General features: G+C 64.6%; 21 protein-coding genes. 5 read left to right on the top strand and 16 right to left on the bottom strand.

The features are described 5' to 3' along the window. Positions 1–161 precede the first annotated feature (161 nt). From AC066Y_RS18990 to AC066Y_RS18920, 15 genes are all read right to left on the bottom strand, one after another. A complete protein-coding gene (locus tag AC066Y_RS18990) occupies positions 162–689 on the bottom strand; it encodes a carboxymuconolactone decarboxylase family protein (RefSeq protein WP_342722529.1) in 528 nt (175 codons plus the stop codon). A 418-nt stretch (positions 690–1,107) separates the two neighbouring features. Beyond that, positions 1,108–1,467 carry a Zn-ribbon domain-containing OB-fold protein gene (locus AC066Y_RS18985; RefSeq protein ID WP_478275210.1) on the bottom strand — a complete coding sequence of 120 codons (360 nt, stop codon included), beginning with the start codon at positions 1,465–1,467 and terminating at the stop codon, positions 1,108–1,110. After that, positions 1,464–2,600, bottom strand: a complete 1,137-nt coding sequence (locus AC066Y_RS18980; protein WP_478275209.1) for a thiolase family protein — start codon at positions 2,598–2,600, stop codon at positions 1,464–1,466. Before AC066Y_RS18980 ends, AC066Y_RS18985 begins: the two co-directional genes overlap by 4 nt. Before the next feature lie 142 nt (positions 2,601–2,742). Further along, positions 2,743–3,909, bottom strand: coding sequence for an acyl-CoA dehydrogenase family protein (locus tag AC066Y_RS18975; RefSeq protein WP_478275208.1), 1,167 nt, complete (start codon positions 3,907–3,909; stop codon positions 2,743–2,745). Between the two features lie 11 nt (positions 3,910–3,920). Further along, positions 3,921–5,120: a CaiB/BaiF CoA transferase family protein gene (locus AC066Y_RS18970; RefSeq protein WP_478275207.1), complete on the bottom strand. Its 1,200-nt coding sequence runs from the start codon at positions 5,118–5,120 to the stop codon at positions 3,921–3,923. Positions 5,121–5,289: 169 nt separating this feature from the next. Continuing rightward, a complete protein-coding gene (locus AC066Y_RS18965) occupies positions 5,290–5,490 on the bottom strand; it encodes a hypothetical protein (protein ID WP_050404710.1) in 201 nt (66 codons plus the stop codon). Positions 5,491–5,612: 122 nt separating this feature from the next. Then, the gene (locus AC066Y_RS18960) at positions 5,613–7,172 is read right to left on the bottom strand and encodes a class I adenylate-forming enzyme family protein (RefSeq protein ID WP_478275206.1); all 1,560 of its coding nucleotides are present in this window, start codon (positions 7,170–7,172) and stop codon (positions 5,613–5,615) included. A 1-nt stretch (position 7,173) separates the two neighbouring features. Beyond that, positions 7,174–8,346, bottom strand: coding sequence for an acetyl-CoA acetyltransferase (locus AC066Y_RS18955; protein ID WP_478275205.1), 1,173 nt, complete (start codon positions 8,344–8,346; stop codon positions 7,174–7,176). 137 nt (positions 8,347–8,483) lie between these two features. Further along, a complete protein-coding gene (gene eda / locus AC066Y_RS18950) occupies positions 8,484–9,134 on the bottom strand; it encodes a bifunctional 4-hydroxy-2-oxoglutarate aldolase/2-dehydro-3-deoxy-phosphogluconate aldolase (protein WP_478275204.1) in 651 nt (216 codons plus the stop codon). Continuing rightward, a complete protein-coding gene (locus AC066Y_RS18945) occupies positions 9,131–10,087 on the bottom strand; it encodes a sugar kinase (RefSeq protein ID WP_478275203.1) in 957 nt (318 codons plus the stop codon). The genes eda and AC066Y_RS18945 overlap by 4 nt, the downstream gene beginning before the upstream one ends. A gap of 26 nt (positions 10,088–10,113) precedes the next feature. Beyond that, a complete protein-coding gene (gene denD / locus AC066Y_RS18940) occupies positions 10,114–11,100 on the bottom strand; it encodes a D-erythronate dehydrogenase (protein WP_478275202.1) in 987 nt (328 codons plus the stop codon). 52 nt (positions 11,101–11,152) lie between these two features. Further along, the gene (locus AC066Y_RS18935) at positions 11,153–12,076 is read right to left on the bottom strand and encodes a carbohydrate ABC transporter permease (protein ID WP_478275201.1); all 924 of its coding nucleotides are present in this window, start codon (positions 12,074–12,076) and stop codon (positions 11,153–11,155) included. Continuing rightward, positions 12,069–13,028, bottom strand: a complete 960-nt coding sequence (locus AC066Y_RS18930) for a carbohydrate ABC transporter permease (RefSeq protein WP_212315055.1) — start codon at positions 13,026–13,028, stop codon at positions 12,069–12,071. Before AC066Y_RS18930 ends, AC066Y_RS18935 begins: the two co-directional genes overlap by 8 nt. Before the next feature lie 109 nt (positions 13,029–13,137). Further along, positions 13,138–14,457, bottom strand: a complete 1,320-nt coding sequence (locus AC066Y_RS18925) for an ABC transporter substrate-binding protein (protein ID WP_456656299.1) — start codon at positions 14,455–14,457, stop codon at positions 13,138–13,140. Between the two features lie 78 nt (positions 14,458–14,535). Next, entirely contained in the window at positions 14,536–15,603 is a 1,068-nt protein-coding gene (locus AC066Y_RS18920) for an ABC transporter ATP-binding protein (protein ID WP_092113040.1), read from the bottom strand. 206 nt (positions 15,604–15,809) lie between these two features. On the opposite strand from AC066Y_RS18920, the gene gntR reads away from it, so the two are divergent. From gntR to AC066Y_RS18900, 4 genes are all read left to right on the top strand, one after another. Continuing rightward, positions 15,810–16,838 carry an HTH-type transcriptional regulator GntR gene (gntR, locus tag AC066Y_RS18915; protein WP_478275200.1) on the top strand — a complete coding sequence of 343 codons (1,029 nt, stop codon included), beginning with the start codon at positions 15,810–15,812 and terminating at the stop codon, positions 16,836–16,838. Between the two features lie 212 nt (positions 16,839–17,050). Continuing rightward, complete coding sequence (locus tag AC066Y_RS18910) at positions 17,051–18,889, top strand: IlvD/Edd family dehydratase (RefSeq protein WP_478275199.1); 1,839 nt, start codon at positions 17,051–17,053, stop codon at positions 18,887–18,889. Positions 18,890–19,018: 129 nt separating this feature from the next. Next, complete coding sequence (locus tag AC066Y_RS18905) at positions 19,019–19,750, top strand: SDR family oxidoreductase (RefSeq protein ID WP_478275198.1); 732 nt, start codon at positions 19,019–19,021, stop codon at positions 19,748–19,750. Positions 19,751–19,775: 25 nt separating this feature from the next. Continuing rightward, a complete protein-coding gene (locus tag AC066Y_RS18900) occupies positions 19,776–20,522 on the top strand; it encodes an SDR family NAD(P)-dependent oxidoreductase (RefSeq protein ID WP_478275197.1) in 747 nt (248 codons plus the stop codon). A 59-nt stretch (positions 20,523–20,581) separates the two neighbouring features. Here AC066Y_RS18900 and AC066Y_RS18895 read toward each other — a convergent pair whose 3' ends face one another. Further along, the gene (locus tag AC066Y_RS18895) at positions 20,582–21,487 is read right to left on the bottom strand and encodes a LysR substrate-binding domain-containing protein (RefSeq protein WP_478275196.1); all 906 of its coding nucleotides are present in this window, start codon (positions 21,485–21,487) and stop codon (positions 20,582–20,584) included. A gap of 94 nt (positions 21,488–21,581) precedes the next feature. On the opposite strand from AC066Y_RS18895, the gene AC066Y_RS18890 reads away from it, so the two are divergent. Further along, positions 21,582–22,484 carry a DMT family transporter gene (locus AC066Y_RS18890; protein WP_478275195.1) on the top strand — a complete coding sequence of 301 codons (903 nt, stop codon included), beginning with the start codon at positions 21,582–21,584 and terminating at the stop codon, positions 22,482–22,484. Positions 22,485–22,567: the final 83 nt, after the last annotated feature.

Raw genomic sequence — 22,567 nt, 5'->3', positions numbered from 1 at the left:
CTCCCCGTTCTTACGGGGAGAGGGCTGGGGTGAGGGGCTGCTTCAGCAAAATGACTTCGAGTCGGACTCGCGGAGACTCCCCCTCACCCGGATCGCATTTCATGCGATCCGGCCTCTCCCCGCAGGCGGGGCGAGGCGAAGAACTCCGCGGCGCGAGCCGTTCAGCTCACCACTTCCGTCACCGGCTGCATGTCGATCTCGAACGTCTCGAGAAATTTCGACGTCATGATGTAGAAGCCGACCGAGAGCTGCAGCTCGATCAGCGCGGCCGGCGTCAGCAGCGCCGCGATCGCCTTGAAGGTCGCATCCGTCGGCTTCTTCAGCTTGACGATCTCGTCGGTGAAGGTCAGCGCCGCGCGTTGCACCTCGTTGAAGCAGCTCGCGGACTGCCAATTCTCCAGCGCGGCGTTCTGCTCGTCGGTGACGCCGACATTCTTCCCGATGCGCTTGTGTGCGACGATCTCGTATGGCGCCTCGCAGAGAATGCCGGTGCGCGTGATCGCGAGCTCGCGCACGATCGGATCGAGCTCGCCCTTGTGGCGGATCGCGCCGCCTAGCCGGCAATATTGCTCAAAGTAGCTTGGCGAATGCGCCATCATGCGAAAGATGTTGGCGTTGCGGTTCTTGTCGAGGATCTCGCGGGTGCGCGGGCTTGCCTTCGCGGGATCGGAGTAGTCGATACGGGCCATTTCCTAACCTTGATCGCTGTCGTTTCTGTCTGGTTCCGAAACAGTATCCGCCGGCCGTCGCAGGAGCAACACGCGCGAGTCAAATTGCCGCCGCATTCCCAGACAACCCTGACACAGTCGATATTCGCTGAGTGGGGACTCATCAAAAGCGAATGCTCGACGCGGGGTGTTCCGAGTAAAAATCTGGCCGTCGTTCGCGCAATTTGCGCCACGATGAGTCACGCCCAGTCTAGGGGAAACGCATGAAGGAAGCCACCAAGAGGGCGGCCTCGGAAGCGCTTGCGCAAATGCTGGCGGTGACGGCGATGCTCGTCATCGCCAGCTTTGTCTTTTATTGGCGATAGTATCTTGAAACCATGAAGGGCAAGAGCGAACCAATTCAGCCTGGTCTTGCGTTCTGACCGGTTCGTTCAGCCTCTCATTTTGCCCTTGCGAAATACGGAACCAGCCGTCCCGCGAATTGCGTGAAGCGCGCCAAAACCTTGTCGCCGATGGCGAGGTCGTTGTCGCCATGCGCCATCATGCGAAAGCCCTCGTCGGCATCGACAAGCACGATGTTGTAGGGCACATGCGCCCGGGTGTCCGGTGTCGCGGCGCGACAGACCAGCGACGTCGCATACACGGTCGCTGCTCCGCTCGCGCGGTGCTCGGCGAGATCGGGCGAGCCGCAGGCCGCGCAGAAGCTGCGGCGGAAATACTGCCGCGCGCCGCAGGCGTTACAGGTCTGATAGACGATGGCTTCCGCGCCCCTGGTCCCGTCAATGATCGGTCCGCTCATCGCACGCGCTCCAGGAACATGCTGACATGGGAGGACAGCACGCCGCCGTCGCCGTGCAGCAGTGCGACCGAGGCATCGCGCACCTGGCGATTTCCGGCGCGACCGGTCATCTGCAGATGGGTTTCGACCAGATGCGCCATTGCGCCGCCGACGCCGCAATGGCCATAGCTGAGCAGGCCGCCATGGGTGTTGAGCGGCAGCTCGCCATCCTGATTGAAATAGCCGGCGCGCACCCGCGCTGCGGCCTCGCCGCGCTTGGCGAGGCCGAGATCTTCCAGCAGCATCGCCAGCGTGATCGTGAAACTGTCGTAGACCGCAGCGTAACGCACATCTGATATCGCGACACCCGATGCCGCTTTCGCCTTCGCGATCGAGATCTCCGCGCCGAGCTCACTCAGCGCGGGCGCGGCCGTGACGTGCTGATGGGTATGCGCCTGGGCGCAGCCGCGGATGCGAACCCGCCGCTCGCCGGTCGGCTCGCGGCTAATCACGCAGGCCGCGCCGCCGTCGGATACCGGGCAGCAGTCGAGCAGCTTCAGCGGCATCGCCACTGGTTTCGAGGCCATCACGTCGGCAACCGTGATCGGTTCGTGGAATTGCGCGCCGGGATGCATCAGCGCGTGCTTGCGCATCAGCACCGCGAACTCGGCGAGGTCTTCCTGCGTGAGGCCGTACTCATGCATGTAGCGCGTCGCGACCAGGCCGTAATAGGCCGGGATCGTCGGCCCCAGTGTCACCTCGTAATCGGGATGGCCAACCTGGGCCAGTGCCTGGATCGAGGCGTCGCGGCTCTGGCCGGTCAGCCGGTTCTCGCCACCGACCACCAGCACATGCTTCGCCACGCCGGCATCGACGAGGTGATGCGCCAGCATGGTCATCGCGAGGCCCGTGGCGCCGCCGACCTGCACGGCATGGGCATAGGACGGACGAATACCGAAATGCTCGGCGAATACGGTGGCCAGCATGATGTGCGGCGAAACCGTGGAGTAACCGCACAGGATGCCGTCGATGTCGGCACGCTTCAGCCCGGCATCGGAGATCGCAAGCTCGGCCGCCTTGCTCATCAGGTCGAGCGAGGACAGGCCCTCATGCTTGCCGTAGGATGTGAGGCCGACGCCGGTGACGAAGCTCATGTCAGCGTACCTCTAAGTGCGTCATTCCGGGGCGCGCGTAGCGCGAGCCCGGAATCCATACTGACGATCGTGGTTATGGATTCCGGGCCTGCGCCTCGCGGCGCATCCCGGAATGACGAATGGAAATATCTGTCGCTGACCATCAATACGACTTCGGAAGGCCGAGCACCTTCTCGCCGATGAAGCTGAGGATGAGCTGCGGGCTGATCGGTGCGATGCGCGGGATCAGCGATTCCCTAAAATAGCGCTCGACATGATATTCCTTGGCATAACCGAAGCCGCCATGGGTCATCACCGCCTGCTCGCAGGCGTGAAAGCCGGCTTCCGCCGCGAGATATTTTGCCGCGTTCGCGGCGGGGCCGCAGGGCAGGTTCTGGTCGTATTGCCAGCCGGCGCGTAGCACCATCAGCCACGCAGCCTCCAGCTCCATCCAGCACTTCGCCAGCGGATGCTGGATCCCCTGGTTCATGCCGATCGGGCGGTTGAAAACGATGCGGCCCTTGGCATATTCCGACGCCCGCTTTAGCGCGATCTGGCCGAGGCCGACCGCTTCGGCTGCGATCAGGATGCGCTCGGGGTTCATGCCGTGCAGGATGTATTCGAAGCCGCGGCCTTCCTCGCCGATGCGGTCCTCGACCGGAATCTCGAAATTCTCGAAGAACAGCTCGTTGGAGTCGACGGGCTTGCGGCCCATCTTCTCGATCTCGTGCACGGTGACGCGCTTGCGGTCGAAATCGGTGTAGAACAGGCTGAGGCCGTGGGTCGGGCTGCGCACCTCCTCCAGCGGCGTGGTGCGCGCGAGCAGCAGGATCTTGTTGGCGACCTGCGCGGTCGAGATCCACACCTTCTGGCCGTTGACGATGTATTTGTCGCCCTGGCGCACCGCGCGGGTCTTGAGCTGCGTGGTGTTGAGGCCGGTGTTGGGCTCGGTCACCGCAAAGCAGGACTTGTCGCGGCCGTCGATGATCGGCGGCAGCATGCGCTGGCACTGCTCCCTGGTGCCGAACACCACCACCGGATTGAGCCCGAACACGTTCATGTGCACCGCTGACGCGCCGGACATGCCAGCGCCGGATTCGGAGATCGTGCGCATCATGATCGCGGCATCGGTGATGCCGAGCCCGGAGCCGCCATATTCCTCGGGGATGCAGATGCCGAGCCAGCCGGCATCGGCCAGCGCGCGATGGAAGTCGGCCGGATAGCCGCCTTCCTTGTCCTTCTTCAGCCAGTAGGTCTCGTCAAAGCGGGTGCAGATCTTGGCGACGGCGTCGCGGATCGATTCCTGGTTGGCGGAGAGTGCGAAATCCATCTGTCGTGCTCCTATGCCTTCACCACTTTGGCCGCGCCGTCGCGCACCATCGCCGCGATCTCATCGGTCGAGAAACCCGCCTCGCGCAAAATCTCCGCGCTGTGCTCGCCGAGCCTGGGCGCCAGCCGGCTCGGCTCCACCTTGGTCTCCGACCAGCGCGCCGACGGCGTCATGCTGCGGATGCGGCCCTCGGTCGGGTGATCGACCACGGGGAAGACGCCGGTCGCGACCATATGCGGGTCCTCCAGCAGGCTCTCGAGATCGTGCATCGGCATCACGGGCACATCGGCCTTCTCCAGGATCTCGTTCCACTCGGCCGTGGTCTTGGTCTGCAGGATGCGCGCAAGCTCGGCGTAGACGACATCGATGTTGGTGGCGCGGCCGGCGAAGGTCGCGAATTTCGGATCGCTGCGCAGATCGTCGCGGCCGGTCGCCTTGAAGAAATTCTCCCACTGCTTGTCGTTGTAGACGATCACGCAGATATAGCCATCCAGCGTCTTGTAGGGCCGCCGGTCCGGCGACAGATGCCGCGCATAGCCGCCTTTGTCGAGCGGCGGATCGTAGGTCAACCCGCCCATGTGGTCGCCCATGACGAAGCCGGCCATGGTCTCGAACATCGGAATGTCGACGCGCTGGCCCTGCCCCGTGCGATCGCGATGCACGAGGCTCGCGCAGATCGCGCCGACGGCGGTGAGGCCGACGATACGATCGACCAGCGCATTCGGTACATAGCGCGGCACGCCGTCCGAGGTCTGCGCCATCAGCGCCGGCAGCGCGGTGGCGCCCTGGATCAGGTCGTCATAGGCGGGCTTGGCTGCGTATGGTCCCTCCTGGCCGAAGCCGAACACGCCGGCATAGATCAGCCGCGGATTGACCTTGGCGACGACGTCGTAACCGAGTTGCAGCCGCGCCATCGCCTGTGGGCGCACATTGTAGACCAGCACGTCGGCCTGCGCGATCAGCCGCAGCACGGCCTCGCGCCCCGCCGGCTTTTTGAGGTCGAGGCAGACCGAGCGCTTGCTGCGGTTGGTGTTGAGGAACACCGGTCCCATGCCGGGATGCCGTGTCGGACCGATCTGCCGCGTCACGTCGCCGTCGGGCGATTCCACCTTGATGACGTCGGCGCCGTAGTCGCCGAGCATCTGGGTGGCATAGGGTCCCATCAGCACGGTCGTCATGTCGACGACCTTGATACCCCGCAGTGGTCCCATCGTCCTGTTCGCTCCCGGAATGTTCTGGTTACGCAGCTAGTAACGGGAGCTCTTCGCCGAGATCAAGCTGCGCCGGGCGTATGGGCGTATGCGCGGCGTCGGCCGGATCGTTTCCGCGCGGCGGAACGCAGGCCGGGCAAGACGAAGCCCACCGCCGGCCCGAGGCCGGTTACTGCCCGGTCATCGCCTCGCGCGCCTTCAGGAGCCTTTCCAGTTCCGCGTTCTGCTGCTCGAGCCGCTCGGCGATGCGCTCCTCGACTTCGGCGCCCGCGGCGCCTGCGGCCTGCTCGATCAGCTGCCTGATATTGTCCCGGAGGATCGCGATGCGATCGTTCACTTCCGACAGCGACAGCGACGTCTCGATTCCCATGGTCCGTTCTCCCGGTGGCGGGCGCAGGCAGCTTAGCGCGACGGAAGGCGGCGGCCTATCCCCTAACCGCTTTGGTGACCCCAATCCCTACTGTGCATGGGGTTGTTTTCGATGTTTTCGATTCAACCCGGCCTCATCGCGCTTTTGCCCATGCCCTTGGCCATCATTTCCCGCAAAGCGGTCTTCAGCACCTTGCCGTAATTGTTCTTCGGCAGGGCCTCGAGATAGACGTAGCGCTTGGGCCGCTTGAAGCGGGCGATCGAGGCCAGACAATGCGCGTCGAGCTTGCCGTCGTCGGCGATGGCACCGTCCGCGAGCACGACGCAGGCGACGACGATCTCGCCCCATTCCGGATCAGGCACGCCGATCACCGAGACCTCGCGGACATCAGGATGCGTCAGCAGCGCCTCCTCGACCTCGCGGGGATAGATGTTGGTGCCGCCGGAGATGATCACGTCCTTGGAACGGTCCGACAGCGTCAGGAAGCCGTCGGCATCGAGGCGGCCGACATCGCCGGTGCGCAGCCAGCCGTCCTTCAGCGTCTCTTCATTGGCCTTCGGATTGTTCCAGTAGCCGAGCATCACGGTTAGGCCCTTAACCTCGATCTCGCCGGTCTCGCCCGCGGGCAGCGGCTTGCCGTCCTTGCCGGTGATGCGCACGGTGACGACGCTCTGCGCGGTGCCGACCGAAGCCAGCCGTTCGAGATACCGGGGATGATCGCTCGCGCGGTGCCAGTCACGCGACAGCGCCGTGATCGTCATCGGCGACTCGCCCTGGCCATAGATCTGCACGAAGCGCTGGCCCATGGTCGCCATCGCATCCAGGATGTCGGCGCTGTACATCGGCCCGCCGCCATAGATGATGGTGCGCAGTCCCTCGCCGTTCTCGCCACGCTTCTTGGCGGCATCGACCAGGCGGCGCACCATGGTGGGTGCCGCGAACATCACGACATTGTCGAGCTGGCGGCCGAGGTTGAGCACCTCGTCCGGATCGAAGCCGCCGGTTTCAGGAACGACGTGGCGGCCGCCCATCCGGACATGCGGGAAGTTGTAGAGGCCCGCACCATGCGAGATCGGCGCCGCATAGAGCGAGGCATCGTTCGGCGTCGCAGGATCGACGTCGGCGAGATAGCACAGCGACATCGCAACCAGATTGCCGTGGCTGAGCATCACGCCCTTGGGTCGACCTGTCGTGCCCGAGGTGTAGAACAGCCAGGCAAGATCGTTGCTTTCGCGCGGCAATGGCGCAGCTGGCCCCTCGCCGCTTCGCATCGTCCTGTACGCGTCGCTGTCGACCGACAGCATGGTCATGCCGGCGGGGCAGTCGTCCTTTGCTTCGGTCAGCGCGCCGATCGTGTCGTCGGAGACGAAAGCCAGTTTGGCGCCGCCATTGCCGCAGATCCACGCCGCCTCGCGGCCGTGCAGCTTGGCGTTGATCGGGATCGCCGCGGCGCCGATCCACCAGATGCCATAGAGGCATTCGAGATATTGCGTGCAATTGCCGGCAAATAGCGCGATGCGGTCGCCGGCGGCAATGCCGTGATCGCACGCCAGCGCCGCCCCGATCGAGGCGGCGCGGCGGGCAAAGGTTGCATAATCAGCGTCGAGATCGAAGCCAGTCAGCAGCGCCGGCGCATCGGGACGCGCCCGTGCCGTCGCCGCCAGCCATTCGGCAATGTTCAAGCTACTTCGCCGGCTCGAGGATCGAGACGTAGTTGGCGACCGCGGCGCCGCCCATGTTGAAGATGCCGCCAATCTGCGGGTGCTTGAGCTGCATGCCCTCGGGCGCCTGTCCCGTGAGCTGCATCGCGCTCATCACGTGCATGGAGACGCCGGTGGCGCCGATGGGATGGCCCTTGGCCTTGAGGCCGCCGGACGGATTGACCGGCAGCTTACCGTCCTTCTGGGTCCAACCTTCCATGATCGCGCGCGCACCCTGCCCCTTTGGCGTCAGGCCCATCGCTTCATATTCGATCAGCTCGGCGACGGTGAAGCAGTCGTGGGTCTCGACAAAGGAGAGATCGGAGAGCTGCAGGCCGGCCTTCTGCAGCGCGCGCTGCCAGGCGACGGTGCAGCCTTCGAACTGCAGGATGTCGCGCTTCGACATCGGCAGGAAGTCCTGCGCATGGGCAGTGGCGCGGATGTTCACCGCCTTGCCCATGGTCTTGGCGGTCTCGGCATCGGTCAGCACCAGTGCCGCGGCGCCATCGGAGACCAGCGAGCAATCGGTGCGCTTCAAGGGACCCGCGACGAACGGATTCTTGTCGCTCTCGGCGCGGCAGAAATCGAAGCCGAAATCCTTGCGCATCTGCGCATAGGGGTTGGCGACGCCGTTCTTGTGGTTCTTGGCGGCGATCATCGCCAGTGCATCCGACTGGTCGCCGTATTTCTGGAAATAGGCCTGCGCGATCTTGCCGAATACGCCCGCGAAGCCGCCGACCGTGTCGCCGTCTTCAGGCAGATAGGACGCCTTCAGGAGGTTCTTGCCGATCTCCGGACCTGGCGTCTTCGTCATCTGCTCGACGCCGACGACGAGCACGATCTTCGCGGCTCCCGCCTCGATGGCGCGGATGCCCTGGTGCACGGCGGCCGATCCGGTGGCGCAGGCGTTCTCGACGCGGGTGGTCGGCTTGAAGCGCAGCGCCGGATTGGCCTGCAGCACAAGAGACGCCGTAAAATCCTGCGGCGAGAAGCCGGCGTTGAAATGGCCGAGCATGATCTCGTCGACATCGGACGCGGCAATGCCGGCATCGGCGAGCGCCTCGTTGGCGACCTTGACGACGAGGCCCTCGACGGTCTCCGCGTCAAACTTTCCGAATGGCGTGTGCGCCCAACCCACAATGCTGGCTGCTGTCATGGCCGTATCTCCCTGTTCCGGTTCGGGAGTCATGTAGCGCATCTCGAGAGCGTTTTCGAGCGAAGTGGACACCGGTTCGCGTGAAGAAAACGCGTCAAAACCAGAATCTAGAACCCCGTTCCTATCGGAACGGCGTTCTAGCCGGCTTTCAGCGTTTTCATCGCCTTCGCGCACATGGCGGTTATGCCTTCCCAGTTGCCGGCGCGGATATCGGCCGCCGGGCACAGCCAGGAACCGCCGACCGCCAGCACATTGGGCTCGGCGAGCCAGGTCGCCGCGTTGGCCTCGCCGATGCCGCCGGTCGGACAGACCCTGACGCTCGGGAATGGACCGGCCAAGGCGCGCAGTGCCTTGATACCGCCGGCCTGCTCGGCGGGGAAGAATTTGACGACGTCGAAGCCGTGCGCCAGTGCCTGCATCAGCTCAGAGGCGGTCGCGATCCCCGGCGCGAAAGGCAGCCGGCTGGCAGCCACCGCCTTCAGCAGCTCGGGCGTCGCGCCCGGGCTGATGCCGAATTTGGCGCCGAGCGCCTCGGCGCGCGCCAGATCGTCGGCATTGAGGATCGTGCCGATCCCGACCACAGCATCGGGCACCTCGGCGATGATGGCCTTGGCCGCATCGGCCGCGACCGCCGTACGTAGCGTCACCTCGAGCGTCCGCACGCCGCCCGCGACCAGCGCCTTGGCGAGCGGCACCGCATCGGCAAGTCGCTCGATGGTCAGCACCGGGATCACGGTGGCCTGGCGGATCAGCTCGGCGATCCGGTCCTGCTTCGATGTCGTTGTCATTGCGAGGCCTTGCGGGATGGTGGGGGACGAGGCGCCTTCTTCGGCGGCATGGCATAACGCGGAATGATCGCACCAGGATAGCACACCACGACCCCGGCCAGACGATGGCCGGCGCGGGCCGCCTCCTCGGGCTCCGCCCCGCCGAGCCGCGCGGCGAGATAGGCCGCGGCAAAACTGTCGCCGGCCGCCGTGGTATCGACCACGGGCTTCGGCAGCGGCTCCGCCCTCACCTCGCGCGTTCCGCCGGCCGAACGCACGATGCAGGCGGGCTCGGCGAGCTTCAGCACGACCTCGGGGCTCGAGATGCCGGCGAGCAATGCCGTATTGCTCTCGCCGGGATAGAGCGGCGCCAGATCCTCGGTCGAGGCCAGCACGATATCGGCGGTCTCGAATGCGCTGCTGAAGACCTTCCGCGCAAGAGCCAGGTCAGGCCAGCCGCGGGCGCGGAAATTGGTGTCGAACGCGAAGCGCGTGCCCAGCAGCCGCGCGCGCTTCAGCGCCGCCATCAGGCGGTTGCGTCCGTCCTCGCGCAGGATCGAGAGCGTGATCGCCGAGAGATAGACGATGTCGTAAGTCGCGAGCGAGTTCAGGGTGTCGTCCGTCTCGGGCAGGTCCATCAGCTCGCGGGCGGCGGCGCTGTCGCGCCAGTGGAAGAAGCGCCGCTCGCCCTTGTCGTCGGTCTGGATCAGATAGAGCCCCGGCAGCATGCCTGCCAATCGCGCGACATGCTTGGTGCCGATGCCTTCGCTCGCCCAGCCCGCGATCATCTCATCGCTCAGCGCATCATCGCCGAGCGCCGTGATGTAATCGCTGTGGACACCGAGCCGGGACAGATAAACCGCCGTGTTGAGCGTGTCACCGCCATAGGAGCGCGAATACAGCCCTCCGGGCTGACCGCCCGGAGCCTGACGCAGCTCGATCATGCATTCGCCGATGCTGGCGACCCTGGTCATACCAAGACCCGCGTGCCTGAGCGGAGCTAGGCGGCGAACTTGCCGCCCAGCTCGTCCTCGATGTGGATGCGGATGATGTCGTCGAACGTCTTTTCGGCCGTCGTGAAGCCGAGCTTCAGCGCGCGGTCCGTGACGAAATCGCGCGGCCAGCCCGAGACGATGCCGATGATGGTCGGATCGGGCACCCGCTTGATGCGCGCGGTGACGTTCCTGCCGGCGACCCGTTCCAGCGCCTCAATCTGCTCGCCGACGGTGACGGACATCCCGGGCATGCTGAGATTACGCCGCGGTCCGATCGCATTGAGGTCCATGGTACCGGCATGGACCAGGAAGCCGACCGCCGATTTCGGCGAGGCGTGCCAGTGCCGCACGTCCTCCGACACCGGCAGCACCGCCTCCTCGCCCGCCAGCGGCTCGCGGATGATGTTGGAGAAGAAGCCGGACGCCGCCTTGTTCGGCTTGCCCGGACGCACGCAGATCGTCGGCAGACGGATCGATATCCCGTCGAGCAGGCCCTTGCGGGTGTAGTCGTTGATCAGCAGCTCGCAGATCGACTTCTGCGTGCCGTAGCTCGTCAGCGGCGTATGGAAGAACTCGTCGCCGATCTTCTCCGGGAACGGCGCACCGAACACCGCGATCGAGGAGGTGAACACCAGCCGCGGCTTGTAGCCGCCGCCGACGGCGCGGATCGCGTCGATCAGGTAGCGGGTGCCGTCGAGATTGATCCGGTAGCCCTTGTCGAACTCGGCCTCCGCCTCGCCCGAGACGATTGCGGCGAGATGGAAGATCACGTCCGGGCGCCCGGCGATCAGGGGCGCGGCGGCGCCGGCATCGGCGAAATCGGATGCGACGACATTGACCGGGATCGAGGCGTTGGCGGGCTTGGCCGGCGCGACCACGTCCTGCAAGGTCATCCTGCTGATGTCCTGCTTGCCGAGGCGGCCCTCGCGCAGCAAACGCTCGGTGAGCTTGCGGCCGACCATGCCCGCGGCGCCCAGAATCAGAATGTGCACGACCCTGCTCCTTTTCTTCTCTTCTTCGAATTCAGCTGCGGGCCTTGCGCGCTTATTCCTTCACGGCACCCGTCATCGCCGAGACATAGTGCTCAACGAAGAAGGCGTAAAGAATAACCAGCGGCAGCGAGCCGCATAGCGCCCCTGCCATCAGGGAGCCCCAGCGATAGATGTCACCGTCAACGAATTCGTTGACGATGGCGACCGGCACGGTCTTGTTCGGGGTCGACTGCAGGAACGTCAGCGCGTAGATGAACTCGTTCCAGCACAGCGTGAAGCAGAAGATGAAGGCCGAGATCAGGCCGGGAATGGCAAGCGGCAGCACGATCTTGATCAGGATCTGCCAGCGGCTGGCGCCGTCGATCAGTGCGCACTCCTCGAGCTCGAACGGGATGGTCTTGAAATAGCCCATCAGAAGCCAGGTCGAGAACGGGATCAGGATCGTCGGATAGGTCAGGATCAGCGCCATCGGCGAGTCGAACAGGCCGTACTGGAACACGACGGTGGCGAGCGGAATGAACAGGATCGACGGCGGCACCAGATAGGCCAGGAAGATCAGCCCGCCGACGACGTTGGCGCCCTTGTAGCGCAGCCGCACGATCGCATAGGCCGCGAGCACGCTCGCGATGATCGACAGCACGGTGGCACCGATCGCCACATACATCGTGTTCCAGAGCCAGTGCGGATAGTAGCTCTCGAACAGCAGCTTGTGGATGTGCTTGAAGGTCGGATTCCAGGTCCAGAACGGATTGTACCTGTCGAGGTCGAGCAGCTGGTCGTCCGGCTTGATCGCGGTCAGCCCCATCCAATAGAACGGGAACAGCAGGATGATGACGATGATCGACAGCGGAATGTAGAGCGTCACGATCCGCCGCGGCACCGACTGCAAATAGCTCATCCCCTCGCTGTTGTCGGCGCGCGCCGGCGTCGACAGGATGGACTTGAGATCGACCTTGGGGGCCGGAAGGTCAGTCATTGCTTTCTCCCTGCTGCCACTTCCTGCGCTGCAGGCCGAACCAGGACACCATGATCGCGGCGAGCAGGAACGGGATCATGGCACTCGAGATCGCGGCCCCCTCGCCCAATTGTCCGGCGATGATCGCGCGCTGGTAGGACAGCGTCGCCATCAGATGGGTGGCGTTGACCGGGCCGCCGCGGGTCATCGCCCAGATCAGCTGGAAATCGGTGAAGGTGAACAGCACCGAGAACGTCATCACGACCGCGATGATCGGCGTCAGCAAGGGATAAGTGATGAAGCGGAACATCTGCCAGCGCGAGGCGCCGTCGAGCGTCGCCGCCTCGTAGAGCGAGGGCTGCACGGTCTGCAGGCCTGCCAGCAGCGTGATCGCGACGAACGGCACGCCGCGCCAGATATTGGCGAAGATCACGCAGATGCGGGCCCAGGTGGTGTCGCCGAGGAAATTGATGTTCTGGGTGATCAGGCCGAGATGCTTCAGCGACCAGGAGATGATCGAGAACTGCGAATCGAAGATCCACCAGAACGCCAACGCCGACAGCACGGTCGGCACGATGAAGGGGATCAGCACCGCGGCGCGCAGCAGCGCCTTGAACGGCATGCGCTCGTTGAGCAGTAGCGCGAGATAGAGCCCGACCGCGAATTTCACCGCGCTCGCGACGGAGGTGTAGAGCAGCGTGTTGAACACCGACAGCCAGAAGATGGAATCATCCCACAGCCACTCATAGTTCTCGGTACCGATGAAATGACCGACGCGGCCGATGCGGGTGTCGGTGAAGGACAGCCAGATCCCGAGCCCCAGCGGATAGGCCAGGAAGAAGATCAGGAACGCCATCGCCGGCACCATGAACCAGAAGCCGAGCCAGTTCTTGTTGTGGCGCAGCTGATCCCAGGCGGTCGCTTCGCGGATTTCGGTCTTCGCACGTCGCGGCGCAAGGGCGATGTCAGCCATAGGCGATGTCCCGATTGCTCAAAGGATTGAGCATGACTACGCAATATTCCAGTGATGGCATTCCAATGACGGCGCGGGCGGCGGTCGTCCGCCGCCCGCGGCCATCACATCAGCGATAGATCCGCTTCAGCTGCCGCTCGGCCTCCGCCATCGCGGTCTTGCCGTCCTTGGCGCCGGTGCAGTAGTTCGCGAACATGTCGACCACGATGAAGTCGGCGATCGCGGTCGCCGCCTTCTCGCCGGGCGTGCCGATGCCGGAGGCCGGCAGCGCGCGCTTCGAGGCCTGGCCGAACACCGCGTTCTTCGGGTCGGCGGTCCAGACCGGCGCCGTGTCGTAGGCGTTGAGCGTGTGGGTGAGGTAACCCCGCGCGCCCGACAGCCACTTCTCGAAATTCTCCTTCTCCAGCATGAAGGCGATGAACGCCTTTGCCGCATTCGGATATTTGCAGAAGTTGAAGGCGAGGATCGGAACCGCGAGTTGCAGCTCGGTCGGCTTGCCGATCGGGCCGACCGGCCACAGCGCGTGGTCGATGTCTTCGGCGAGCTCCTTCTTGCTCGGGTCGTCCTTGGCCGCGACGTAGATCGAGATGCCATTCGAGGTCAGGTACAATTCGCCGGACAGGAACGCCTTGTTGTTGGAGGAATCGTTCCAGGATGCGACACCGGGAATGAAGGTATCCGACAGCGCCTTGGCGTATTCCAGCGCCTTCATCGTCTCCGGCGAGTTGATGATGACCTTGTCGTCCTTGTCGACGGTCCAGCCGTTGAAGCCCCAGAGGATGTTGTGGACCCAGGCATTGGCGTCGCCGGTGGCATGGCCGAGCGCGAAGCCGGCCGGCGTGTTGTTCGCCTTCAGCGCCTTGCAGAGTTCGAGATAGGCCGGGAAGTCGGACGGCACCTGCTTGAAGCCGGCCTTCTCGACCGCCGACTTGCGATAGGTCAGATAGCCGCCGATGGTCGCGACGGGAATGCCGAGCCAGTCATCGCCCTGCTTGCAGGTCTTGGCCGCGGCCTCGGTCCAGCCGCCGTACTTCTTGCCGAGATAATCGGCAACGTCGTTCATCTTGAGAACCTTGGTCGGGAACAGCTGCGGCAGCGTGTGCAGGCCCCAGGCAAGGTCGAGACCCGAGCCGGTGTTGGCGGCGACCGAGGCCTTCGGCTGCACGTCCTCGAAGGACTCGCTGAACACGTTCATCTCGGTGCCGGTTGCCGCCTTGAAGGCCGCCACCATGGCATTGAAGGCATCGTCTTCCGCGGGCACGAAGCGCTTCCAGCGCATCACGGTGAGCTTGGCGCCGGGCTCCGCCTTCCAGGGCGCGCTTTGCGCCCAGGCCTTGGCGAAGTCAAACAGCGCCGGCCCGGTCAGCATCCCGGTTGCGGCCAGCGCGGTGCCGCCCTGAAGTAGCGAGCGGCGAGTAAAATCGTGCATCGTCCTTCCTCCCAAATGACTGTGTTTTTCTTGTTTTTGATCTGGCCTGTTGGTCGGCCATTCAGATCGATCAGTCGGTCAGCTATTCAGTCGTTTCCCCGTCGAATCGTCGAACAGATGGACCAGCGCCGGATCCGGCTTGAGCCGAACCTTGTCGCCCGGGTTGAACTGATGGCGTTCGCGGAACACGGCGACGACCTGCTCGCCGCCGAGCTTGGCGAACACCTGGGTCTCCGAGCCGGTCGGCTCGACCACCACGATCTCGGCTTCGGCGCCGTCATCGGCGATGGTGAAATGCTCGGGCCGCACGCCGTAGACCGCGGGCTTGCCGTCGGAATTGGCCGGCGCCGATTTCAGCGGCAGCTTGACGCCGTTCGGTCCCTCGAAATAGGCGGCACCGTTCACCTTCACCTTGCCCTTGAGGAAATTCATCGCCGGCGAGCCGATGAAACCGGCCACGAACTGGTTCTCCGGCTTGTCGTAGAGCTCCAGCGGCGAGCCCATCTGCTCGACGATGCCATCATGCATCACCACGATCTTGTCGGCCATGGTCATGGCCTCGATCTGGTCGTGGGTAACGTAGACGGTCGTGGTCTTCAGCCGCTGATGCAATTCCTTGATCTCGGTGCGCATGGCAACGCGCAGCTTGGCGTCGAGGTTCGACAGCGGTTCGTCGAACAGGAACACCTGCGGATCGCGCACGATGGCGCGGCCCATCGCGACACGCTGGCGCTGGCCGCCGGAGAGCTGGCGCGGATAGCGCTCGAGCAGCGGCGTCAGCGCGAGGATTTCGGCTGCGCGCTTGACCCCGCTCGAGATTTCCTCGGGCTTGGCGCCGCGCAGCTTCAGCGAGAAGCCCATATTGTCGGCGACCGTCATGTGCGGGTAGAGCGCGTAGTTCTGGAACACCATCGCAATGTCGCGCTCTTTGGGCTGGACATTGTTGACGACGCGGTCGCCGATCGAGATCGTTCCGGAGGTGATGTTCTCAAGTCCGGCCAACATGCGCAGCAGGGTCGACTTGCCGCAGCCGGAGGGGCCGACCAGAACGACGAACTCGCCGTCCTCGATCGGGATCGACACGCCGTGCAGGACTTCAAAATTGCCGAACGACTTCCGCACGTCGCGAATCTGGACCGACGACATCCACTTCCCTCCCTCAAGTTCCCGACGGCGTACGACGAGTGCCGCCACCGCTCTGCTTTGTTCCGGCCACGCTGGGTGCGCGGCTCTGTTGGACTTGCGTTATTGTCCGCAGTTTATCCGGTTTTGGCAATCGTTCGATTAGCAATCGCTTGGTAGCGCTGTCAATATCGGTTTGTCTGCAACGAACGTCGTGATATGAGCGGCAAATGGCCCGAAAACACATCACGCCAGGCAAGATCCGGCTCGCCGAAGTCGCGAAGCTTGCCGGCGTCAGTCCGATCACGGCCTCGCGTTTCTTCAGGAATCCGGATGCACTCTCGGCCGGCAAGCGCGCCCGGGTCGAAAGTGCGGCAAAAGAACTCGGTTACGTGCCCAATCTCGCGGCACGCGCGCTTGCGTCGCAGCGCACCGAGGTGATCGGTGTCCTGATCCCGTCGCTGACCAACAACGTGTTCGCCGACGTGCTGCGCGGCATCTATGACGCGCTCGACGGCAGCCGCTACAGCATTCAGCTCGCCAACACCCGCTACAGCATCCTGCAGGAAGAGCGCCTGCTGCGTCTCTTTCTGGCACAGAAGCCGGCCGGGCTGATCATCACCGGCATCAACCAGACCGCCGATTCCCGCCGCATCATGGAAACGGTCGATTGCCCGATCGTGCAAATCATGGAAGTCGGTCCCTCCCCGATCGACATGATGATCGGATTCTCGCATTTTGACGCGGCAAAAGCCGCAATCGCCCATCTGCTCGCGCAGGGCAACCGGCGGATCGGCTTCCTCGGCGCGCGAATGGATCCGCGGGTGCAGCGGCGGCTTGACGGCTATCGCGCCGCGATGACCGAGGCCGGGCTGTTCGATCCGCAGCTCATTGTCACGACGGCGATTCCGACCTCGGTGACATTGGGTGGGACGCTGTTTGCCGACCTGCTCGCCAAGACGCCCGACATCGACGCCGTGTTCTGCGTCAATGACGACCTGGCGCTCGGCGCGCTGTTCGAATGCAAGCGCCGTCACATGGCGGTGCCAGAGCAGATGGCGATCGTCGGCTTCAACGATCTCGAATTCATGGCATCGAGCGAGCCGACGCTGAGCAGCGTGCGCACCAATCGCTACGAAATGGGCAGAAACGCTGCCATGATGGTGATCGAGACGCTCGAAGGACGCCGGCCCGCCGAGCCCGTCGTCGATCTCGGCTTCAGTGTCATGGAGCGGCAAAGCTCGGCGCGACGCAGCTGACATCCACCCGACACCATCCGGTCAGGAGTGACGCGAAAAATGACAAAATGGTAGCGCAACCAAGCGCCTTCAACTAAGGTCCAATCCATCCAGTGAAACACCTGTGCGTGATCGTCGAGGTTTGTAGTGCGTGACGATTTGCGCCAGGTAGAACACGTTGAACCAGAGCCCTTGAATGGGCCCATCAAGAGTTTGCATTGCGGGAGAAACCAATGACAAAACCCCACACCAACGGGCACAGCGCCGCAGGCGAGACCAAGACGGGCAAGGGCCGCAGGCTCCGCTCCCAGGAATGGTTCGACAACCCGCACAATCCGGGCATGACCGCGCTCTATCTGGAGCGCTACCTGAACTACGGCCTGACCCGCGAGGAATTGCAGTCCGGCAAGCCGATCATCGGCATCGCCCAGACCGGCAACGACCTGTCGCCCTGCAACAGGCACCACCTTGAGCTCGCGCACCGCGTCCGCGAGGGCATCCGCGCCGCCGGCGGCATCGCGATGGAGTTTCCGACCCATCCGATCCAGGAGACCGGCAAGCGCCCGACCGCGGCGCTCGACCGCAATCTCGCCTATCTCGGCCTGGTCGAGATCCTGTTTGGCTATCCGCTTGATGGCGTGGTGCTGACCACCGGCTGCGACAAGACCACCCCGGCCTGCATGATGGCGGCTGCGACCGTCAACCTGCCGGCGATCGTGCTGTCGGGCGGCCCGATGCTGAACGGCTGGCACGAAGGCCAGCGCACCGGCTCCGGCACGGTGGTGTGGAAGGCGCGCGAACGGCTCGCCGCGGGCGAGATCGACTATGAGCAGTTCATTGAGATCGTGGCCTCTTCGGCGCCCTCGGTCGGCCATTGCAACACGATGGGCACCGCCTCCACCATGAACTCGCTCGCCGAGGCGCTCGGCTTCTCGCTGCCAGGCTGCGCGGCAATCCCGGCGCCCTATCGCGAGCGCGGCCAGATCGCCTACGAGACCGGAAAACGCATCGTCGACATGGTCTGGGAAGATTTGAAGCCGTCGGACTTCCTGACTCGCGAGGCGTTCGAGAACTGCATCGTTGTCAACTCCGCGATCGGCGGCTCAACCAATGCGCCGATCCACATCAATGCGCTGGCGCGCCATGTCGGCGTCGAGCTGTCGATCGACGATTGGCAGAAATACGGCCATGACGTGCCGCTGCTGGTGAACATGCAGCCGGCCGGCTTCTATCTCGGCGAGGAATATCACCGCGCCGGCGGCGTGCCCTCGGTGGTGCGCGAGCTGATCAAGCACAAGCGCATCCATGAAGGCGCCCTCACCGTCAACGGCCGCACCATGGGTGAGAACTGCAAGGAAGCGCCGAAGCCCGACGGCGACGTGATCTGGGGCTACGACAAGCCGCTGGTGAAGGACGCCGGCTTCCTGGTCTTGCGCGGTAATCTCTTCGATTCCGCGATCATGAAGACCAGCGTGATCTCGAAGGAATTCCGTGACCGCTATCTGTCCAACCCGAAGGACCTCAACGCCTTCGAGGGCCGCGCCATCGTGTTCGAGGGCCCGGAGGACTATCACACGCGGATCGAGGATCCCGCGCTCGACATCGACGAGCACTGCGTCCTGTTCGTTCGCGGCACCGGTCCGATCGGCTATCCCGGCGGCGCCGAGGTCGTGAACATGCAGCCGCCGGCGGCGCTGATCAAACGCGGCATCCTGTCCCTGCCCTGCATCGGCGATGGCCGGCAGTCCGGCACCTCGGGCTCGCCGTCGATCCTCAACGCCTCGCCGGAAGCCGCCGCCGATGGCGGGCTCGCGATCCTCAAGACCGGCGACAAGGTGCGCATCGACCTCAACAAGGGCAGCGCCAACATCATGATCTCGGAGGATGAGCTGCGTACCCGCCGCGCCGAGCTGAAGGCCAAGGGCGGCTTCCCGCACCCGGCCAACCAGACGCCGTGGCAGGAGCTCTACCGGCAAACCGTCGGTCAGCACGCGACCGGCGCCTGCCTCGAGCTCGCGACCCGCTACCACGACATCGCCGGCAAGGTCGGCGTGGCGCGGGACAATCACTAGCTCCGCATCGTCATTGCGAGCGCAGCGAAGCAATCCATTTCCCCGCCGCGGAAGTATGGATTGCTTCGTCGCTTCGCTCCTCGCAATGACGGCGGCAGCAAATTCAATCAAAACTTCGAGGAGACTTCCATGTCAGACAGACTGAAGGGAAAGCGCGCCGTTGTCACCGCCGCGGCGGCGGGCATCGGGCGCGCATGCGCGATCGCATTCGCGCGTGAAGGCGCGACCGTGATCGCCACCGACATCAACGAGAGCGGAATCGCCAACCTCGCCAAGGACGGCGTCGCCGAAACCGCCCGTCTAGACGTTCGCAGCACCGCTGATGTCAACGCTTTCGCCAAGCGCGTCGGAAAGATCGACATCCTGCTCAATGCGGCGGGCTTCGTACACCACGGCACCATCCTGGAGTGTTCCGACGAGGACTTCGACTTCTCGTTCGACCTCAACGTCAAGTCCATGCACCGGACCATCAAGGCGTTTCTGCCGGCGATGCTGGAAGGCGGCGGCGGCAGCATCGTCAACATTTCGTCCTGCGCGGCGTTGCGGCCGCCGGCCAACCGTTATGTCTACAGCGCGTCGAAGGCGGCGGTCTCGCTGCTGACGCGCGCGGTTGCGCTCGACTTCATCACCCAGGGCATCCGCTGCAACGCGATCTGCCCCGGCACCGTTGAGACGCCCTCGATGCTGGAGCGCGCGGCTGCCGCGGGCCCAGACGGACGCGAGAAATTCGTCGCGCGCCAGAAAATGGGCCGGCTTGGCACCGCCGAGGAAATCGCGGCCATGGCGGTCTATCTGGCAAGCGACGAAGCTGCATTCACCACCGGTGTCGACATGGTCGTCGACGGCGGCTTCATGCTCTGACGTTTCCCGATCAAAGGCATTTGGCATGAACAAGATCGATCTCAACGGCCGCTGCGCCGTCGTCACCGGCGGCGCGCAAGGGTTCGGCCGCGCCATCACCGAGCGCTTCGTCGCATCCGGCGCCAGGGTCGCGATCTGGGATTTCGACCAGCCGCTGGCAGAGAAGACCGCCAGGGCGATCGGCGAGAACGTGATCGCAATCAAGACTGATGTCACCGATCCCGCCGCGGTCGACGCCGCGTGCGATCAGACGCTGCGGGCGTTCGGCAAGATCGACATTCTCGTCAACAACGCCGGTATCACCGGAGCCAACAAGCCGGTATGGGAAACCGATCTCGACGATTGGCGCAGGGTGATGCGCATCAATCTCGAGGGTCCCTTCATCTGCTGCAAAGCGATCGTGCCGACCATGATCGGCCAGAAATACGGCCGCATCGTCAACATCGCCTCGATCGCCGGCAAGGAAGGCAACCCGAACGCCGCGCATTATTCGTCGTCGAAGGCCGGCCTGATCGCGCTGACGAAATCGCTCGGCAAGGAACTCGCGCAGCACGACATCCTGGTCAACGCGGTGACCCCGGCCGCGGCAAAGACCGCGATCTTCGACCAGATGACGCAAGCGCACATCGACTTCATGCTGTCGAAGATTCCAAAGGCCCGGTTCGTCCAAGTCGAGGAACTCGCTTCGATGGTGGCGTGGCTGGCCTCGGAGGATTGCGCGTTCTCGACCGGCGCCGTGTTCGACATCTCCGGCGGCCGGGCGACGTACTAGAGCGTTTTCGAGCGAAGTGGACGCCGGTTCGCGTGAAGAAAACGCGTCAAAATAAGAAGCTAAAGCTTCGGTTCTGATTCAATCAGAACCGAAGCTACTGCGCCCCGCTTGGCGGGTTGTCGCAGCGCTGCGACGAGATGATCTGCGAGCAATGACGCCGCGCGCGCAAGATTCGGCGCGCGGTGCAGACGGATCTCCGCGCGCGGCAGCCGCGGCATGCCATCGCGCGCGGTCAGGCGGCGCAACGACGGCGGAAAGGTCCCCGACTTCACGACCGTCACGGCGAGGCCCTGTGCCGCGATCGCCTCGACCGCGGACAGGCTGTGGCTGACAAAGGCGAGCCGCCACGGCCGGCTCGCTTCATCCAGCGCCTGCATCGCCCAGCTCCGGAACAGGCAGCCCTGCGGATAGAGCGCAACCGGCAGCGGGTCGAGTTCCTCGACACGATGCGTGGCGCTCGCGGCCCACACCGCCTGCTCGGTGCGCAGCCATTCGCCCTCGCCGCGCCCTTCAGGGTGCATGGCGATCACGAGGTCATAGGCTTCGCCGAGCCGGTCCGTCATCGACGATGTCAGCCCGGTCTCCATCTCGACATGGATCAGCGGATAGTTGGCGACAAAATCCTTGAGCAGCGGCGGGACGATCAGCGTCCCGTAATCGTCCATCACGCCAAGGCGTACCCGCCCGCCGGTGCCGTGCGCGCGCACCCGGCCGACAGCCTCCGCATTGAGGCTCAGAATGCGGCGGGCGTAACCGAGCAGCCCTTCGCCGGCCGCGCTCAGATCGACGCTGGACGTGCTGCGGTGAAACAGCTCGGCGTGCAGCCGTTCCTCCAGCCGCTTCACCTGCATGCTGACGGCCGATTGGGTCCGGTTCAGCGCCGCGGCGGCGCGGGTGAAGGAGCGATGATCCGCCACCGCGACAAAGGCCTGCAGAAGATCCGGGTCCAGGACGGGGGTACTCATCACAATCTGTGATTTAGTTGATCAAATTTATTTCATTCAATGATTATCGCCCCTTCCCTAGATTGCGCAAGCAAAACAGAGGGGTCGAAGCGGGATGGGCGAGATCTGGGGGGTGTTGGCCGCGGTCGGGTCGAGCGCGCTCGGCGGAACCTCGATCGGAGCGACGCGGTTTCTGGTCGGCGCCATAGACCCACTGGCGATCGGCGCCTTCCGCTTCGGCATCGGCGTCCTGCTGCTGCTGCCGCTGGCGCTGTTGCAACGTGGAAGCTGGCCGCCGCGGCGCGACTGGCTTGGTGTCACCGGCCTCGGCCTCTTGTTCTTTGCGGCGTTCCCGGTCCTGTTCAACGCCTCGCTGATCTTCACCACCGCCGCGCGTGGCGCGCTCGCGCTTTCGACGCTGCCGCTGCTGACCATGCTGGTCGGCGCGGCGCTTGGTGCCGAGCCGCTCACCGCGCGAAAAACCATCGGCGTGCTGGTGACGATCCTGGGCGTCTCGATGGCGCTGCTCTCCGGCCTCGCCACGGCGCCGCCGGGCGCCTGGCGCGGCGATCTCCTCATGGTCGCGGCCGCGCTGTGCATGGCGCTCTACAGCATCTGGTCGAAGCCCTATATCCGCCGTTCCGGTCCGATCCCCTTCACCACCCTCGCCATGGCGGCCGGTGCGATGGTGCTCATTACCGCCTCGCTGCTGCGCGGCAGTTTCGCGCCGGTCGCGGATTTTGGCGCGCCGCAATGGTTCGGCGCGACCTATCTCGGCGCGTTCGGCGCAGCGCTCACCTTCTATCTCTGGGCCTTCGCGCTGGAGCGGACGACGCCGACCCGGGTGGCGATCTCGGTCACCGTCAATCCGATCGCCGCCTCGCTGGTCGGCGCAGCCTTGCTCGGCGAGCCGCTGAGTTGGAATCTGATGGCCGGCATCGTCACCGTCTTCGCCGGCATCTGGATCGCGACCACCCAGCCGCAACAGGCACGCGTGGTCGCGCCGGACACACACTGACCCGCCGCAACGCCCCCGCAAGGCCGTCAGCGAATCCGTGCTAGCCTGAGGGTCCGGTCCAAGCGAACCCGAGGCGGCACGCA

This window comes from Bradyrhizobium sp. USDA3010 (genome assembly GCF_056429065.1).
The sequence above is the reverse complement of the archived record's forward strand: the minus strand, read 5'-3'. Positions and strand labels throughout refer to the sequence as shown.

What these genes read in the sequence shown, in the direction of transcription:
- AC066Y_RS18990 (WP_342722529.1), bottom strand. Translation starts at nt 689, where the DNA reads ATGGCCCGTATCGACTACTCCGATCCCGCGAAGGCAAGCCCGCGCACC.
- AC066Y_RS18985 (WP_478275210.1), bottom strand. Translation starts at nt 1,467, where the DNA reads ATGAGCGGACCGATCATTGACGGGACCAGGGGCGCGGAAGCCATCGTC.
- AC066Y_RS18980 (WP_478275209.1), bottom strand. Translation starts at nt 2,600, where the DNA reads ATGAGCTTCGTCACCGGCGTCGGCCTCACATCCTACGGCAAGCATGAG.
- AC066Y_RS18975 (WP_478275208.1), bottom strand. Translation starts at nt 3,909, where the DNA reads ATGGATTTCGCACTCTCCGCCAACCAGGAATCGATCCGCGACGCCGTC.
- AC066Y_RS18970 (WP_478275207.1), bottom strand. Translation starts at nt 5,120, where the DNA reads ATGGGACCACTGCGGGGTATCAAGGTCGTCGACATGACGACCGTGCTG.
- AC066Y_RS18965 (WP_050404710.1), bottom strand. Translation starts at nt 5,490, where the DNA reads ATGGGAATCGAGACGTCGCTGTCGCTGTCGGAAGTGAACGATCGCATC.
- AC066Y_RS18955 (WP_478275205.1), bottom strand. Translation starts at nt 8,346, where the DNA reads ATGACAGCAGCCAGCATTGTGGGTTGGGCGCACACGCCATTCGGAAAG.
- eda (WP_478275204.1), bottom strand. Translation starts at nt 9,134, where the DNA reads ATGACAACGACATCGAAGCAGGACCGGATCGCCGAGCTGATCCGCCAG.
- AC066Y_RS18945 (WP_478275203.1), bottom strand. Translation starts at nt 10,087, where the DNA reads ATGACCAGGGTCGCCAGCATCGGCGAATGCATGATCGAGCTGCGTCAG.
- AC066Y_RS18935 (WP_478275201.1), bottom strand. Translation starts at nt 12,076, where the DNA reads ATGACTGACCTTCCGGCCCCCAAGGTCGATCTCAAGTCCATCCTGTCG.
- AC066Y_RS18930 (WP_212315055.1), bottom strand. Translation starts at nt 13,028, where the DNA reads ATGGCTGACATCGCCCTTGCGCCGCGACGTGCGAAGACCGAAATCCGC.
- AC066Y_RS18925 (WP_456656299.1), bottom strand. Translation starts at nt 14,457, where the DNA reads ATGCACGATTTTACTCGCCGCTCGCTACTTCAGGGCGGCACCGCGCTG.
- AC066Y_RS18920 (WP_092113040.1), bottom strand. Translation starts at nt 15,603, where the DNA reads ATGTCGTCGGTCCAGATTCGCGACGTGCGGAAGTCGTTCGGCAATTTT.
- gntR (WP_478275200.1), top strand. Translation starts at nt 15,810, where the DNA reads ATGGCCCGAAAACACATCACGCCAGGCAAGATCCGGCTCGCCGAAGTC.
- AC066Y_RS18910 (WP_478275199.1), top strand. Translation starts at nt 17,051, where the DNA reads ATGACAAAACCCCACACCAACGGGCACAGCGCCGCAGGCGAGACCAAG.
- AC066Y_RS18905 (WP_478275198.1), top strand. Translation starts at nt 19,019, where the DNA reads ATGTCAGACAGACTGAAGGGAAAGCGCGCCGTTGTCACCGCCGCGGCG.
- AC066Y_RS18900 (WP_478275197.1), top strand. Translation starts at nt 19,776, where the DNA reads ATGAACAAGATCGATCTCAACGGCCGCTGCGCCGTCGTCACCGGCGGC.
- AC066Y_RS18895 (WP_478275196.1), bottom strand. Translation starts at nt 21,487, where the DNA reads ATGAGTACCCCCGTCCTGGACCCGGATCTTCTGCAGGCCTTTGTCGCG.
- AC066Y_RS18890 (WP_478275195.1), top strand. Translation starts at nt 21,582, where the DNA reads ATGGGCGAGATCTGGGGGGTGTTGGCCGCGGTCGGGTCGAGCGCGCTC.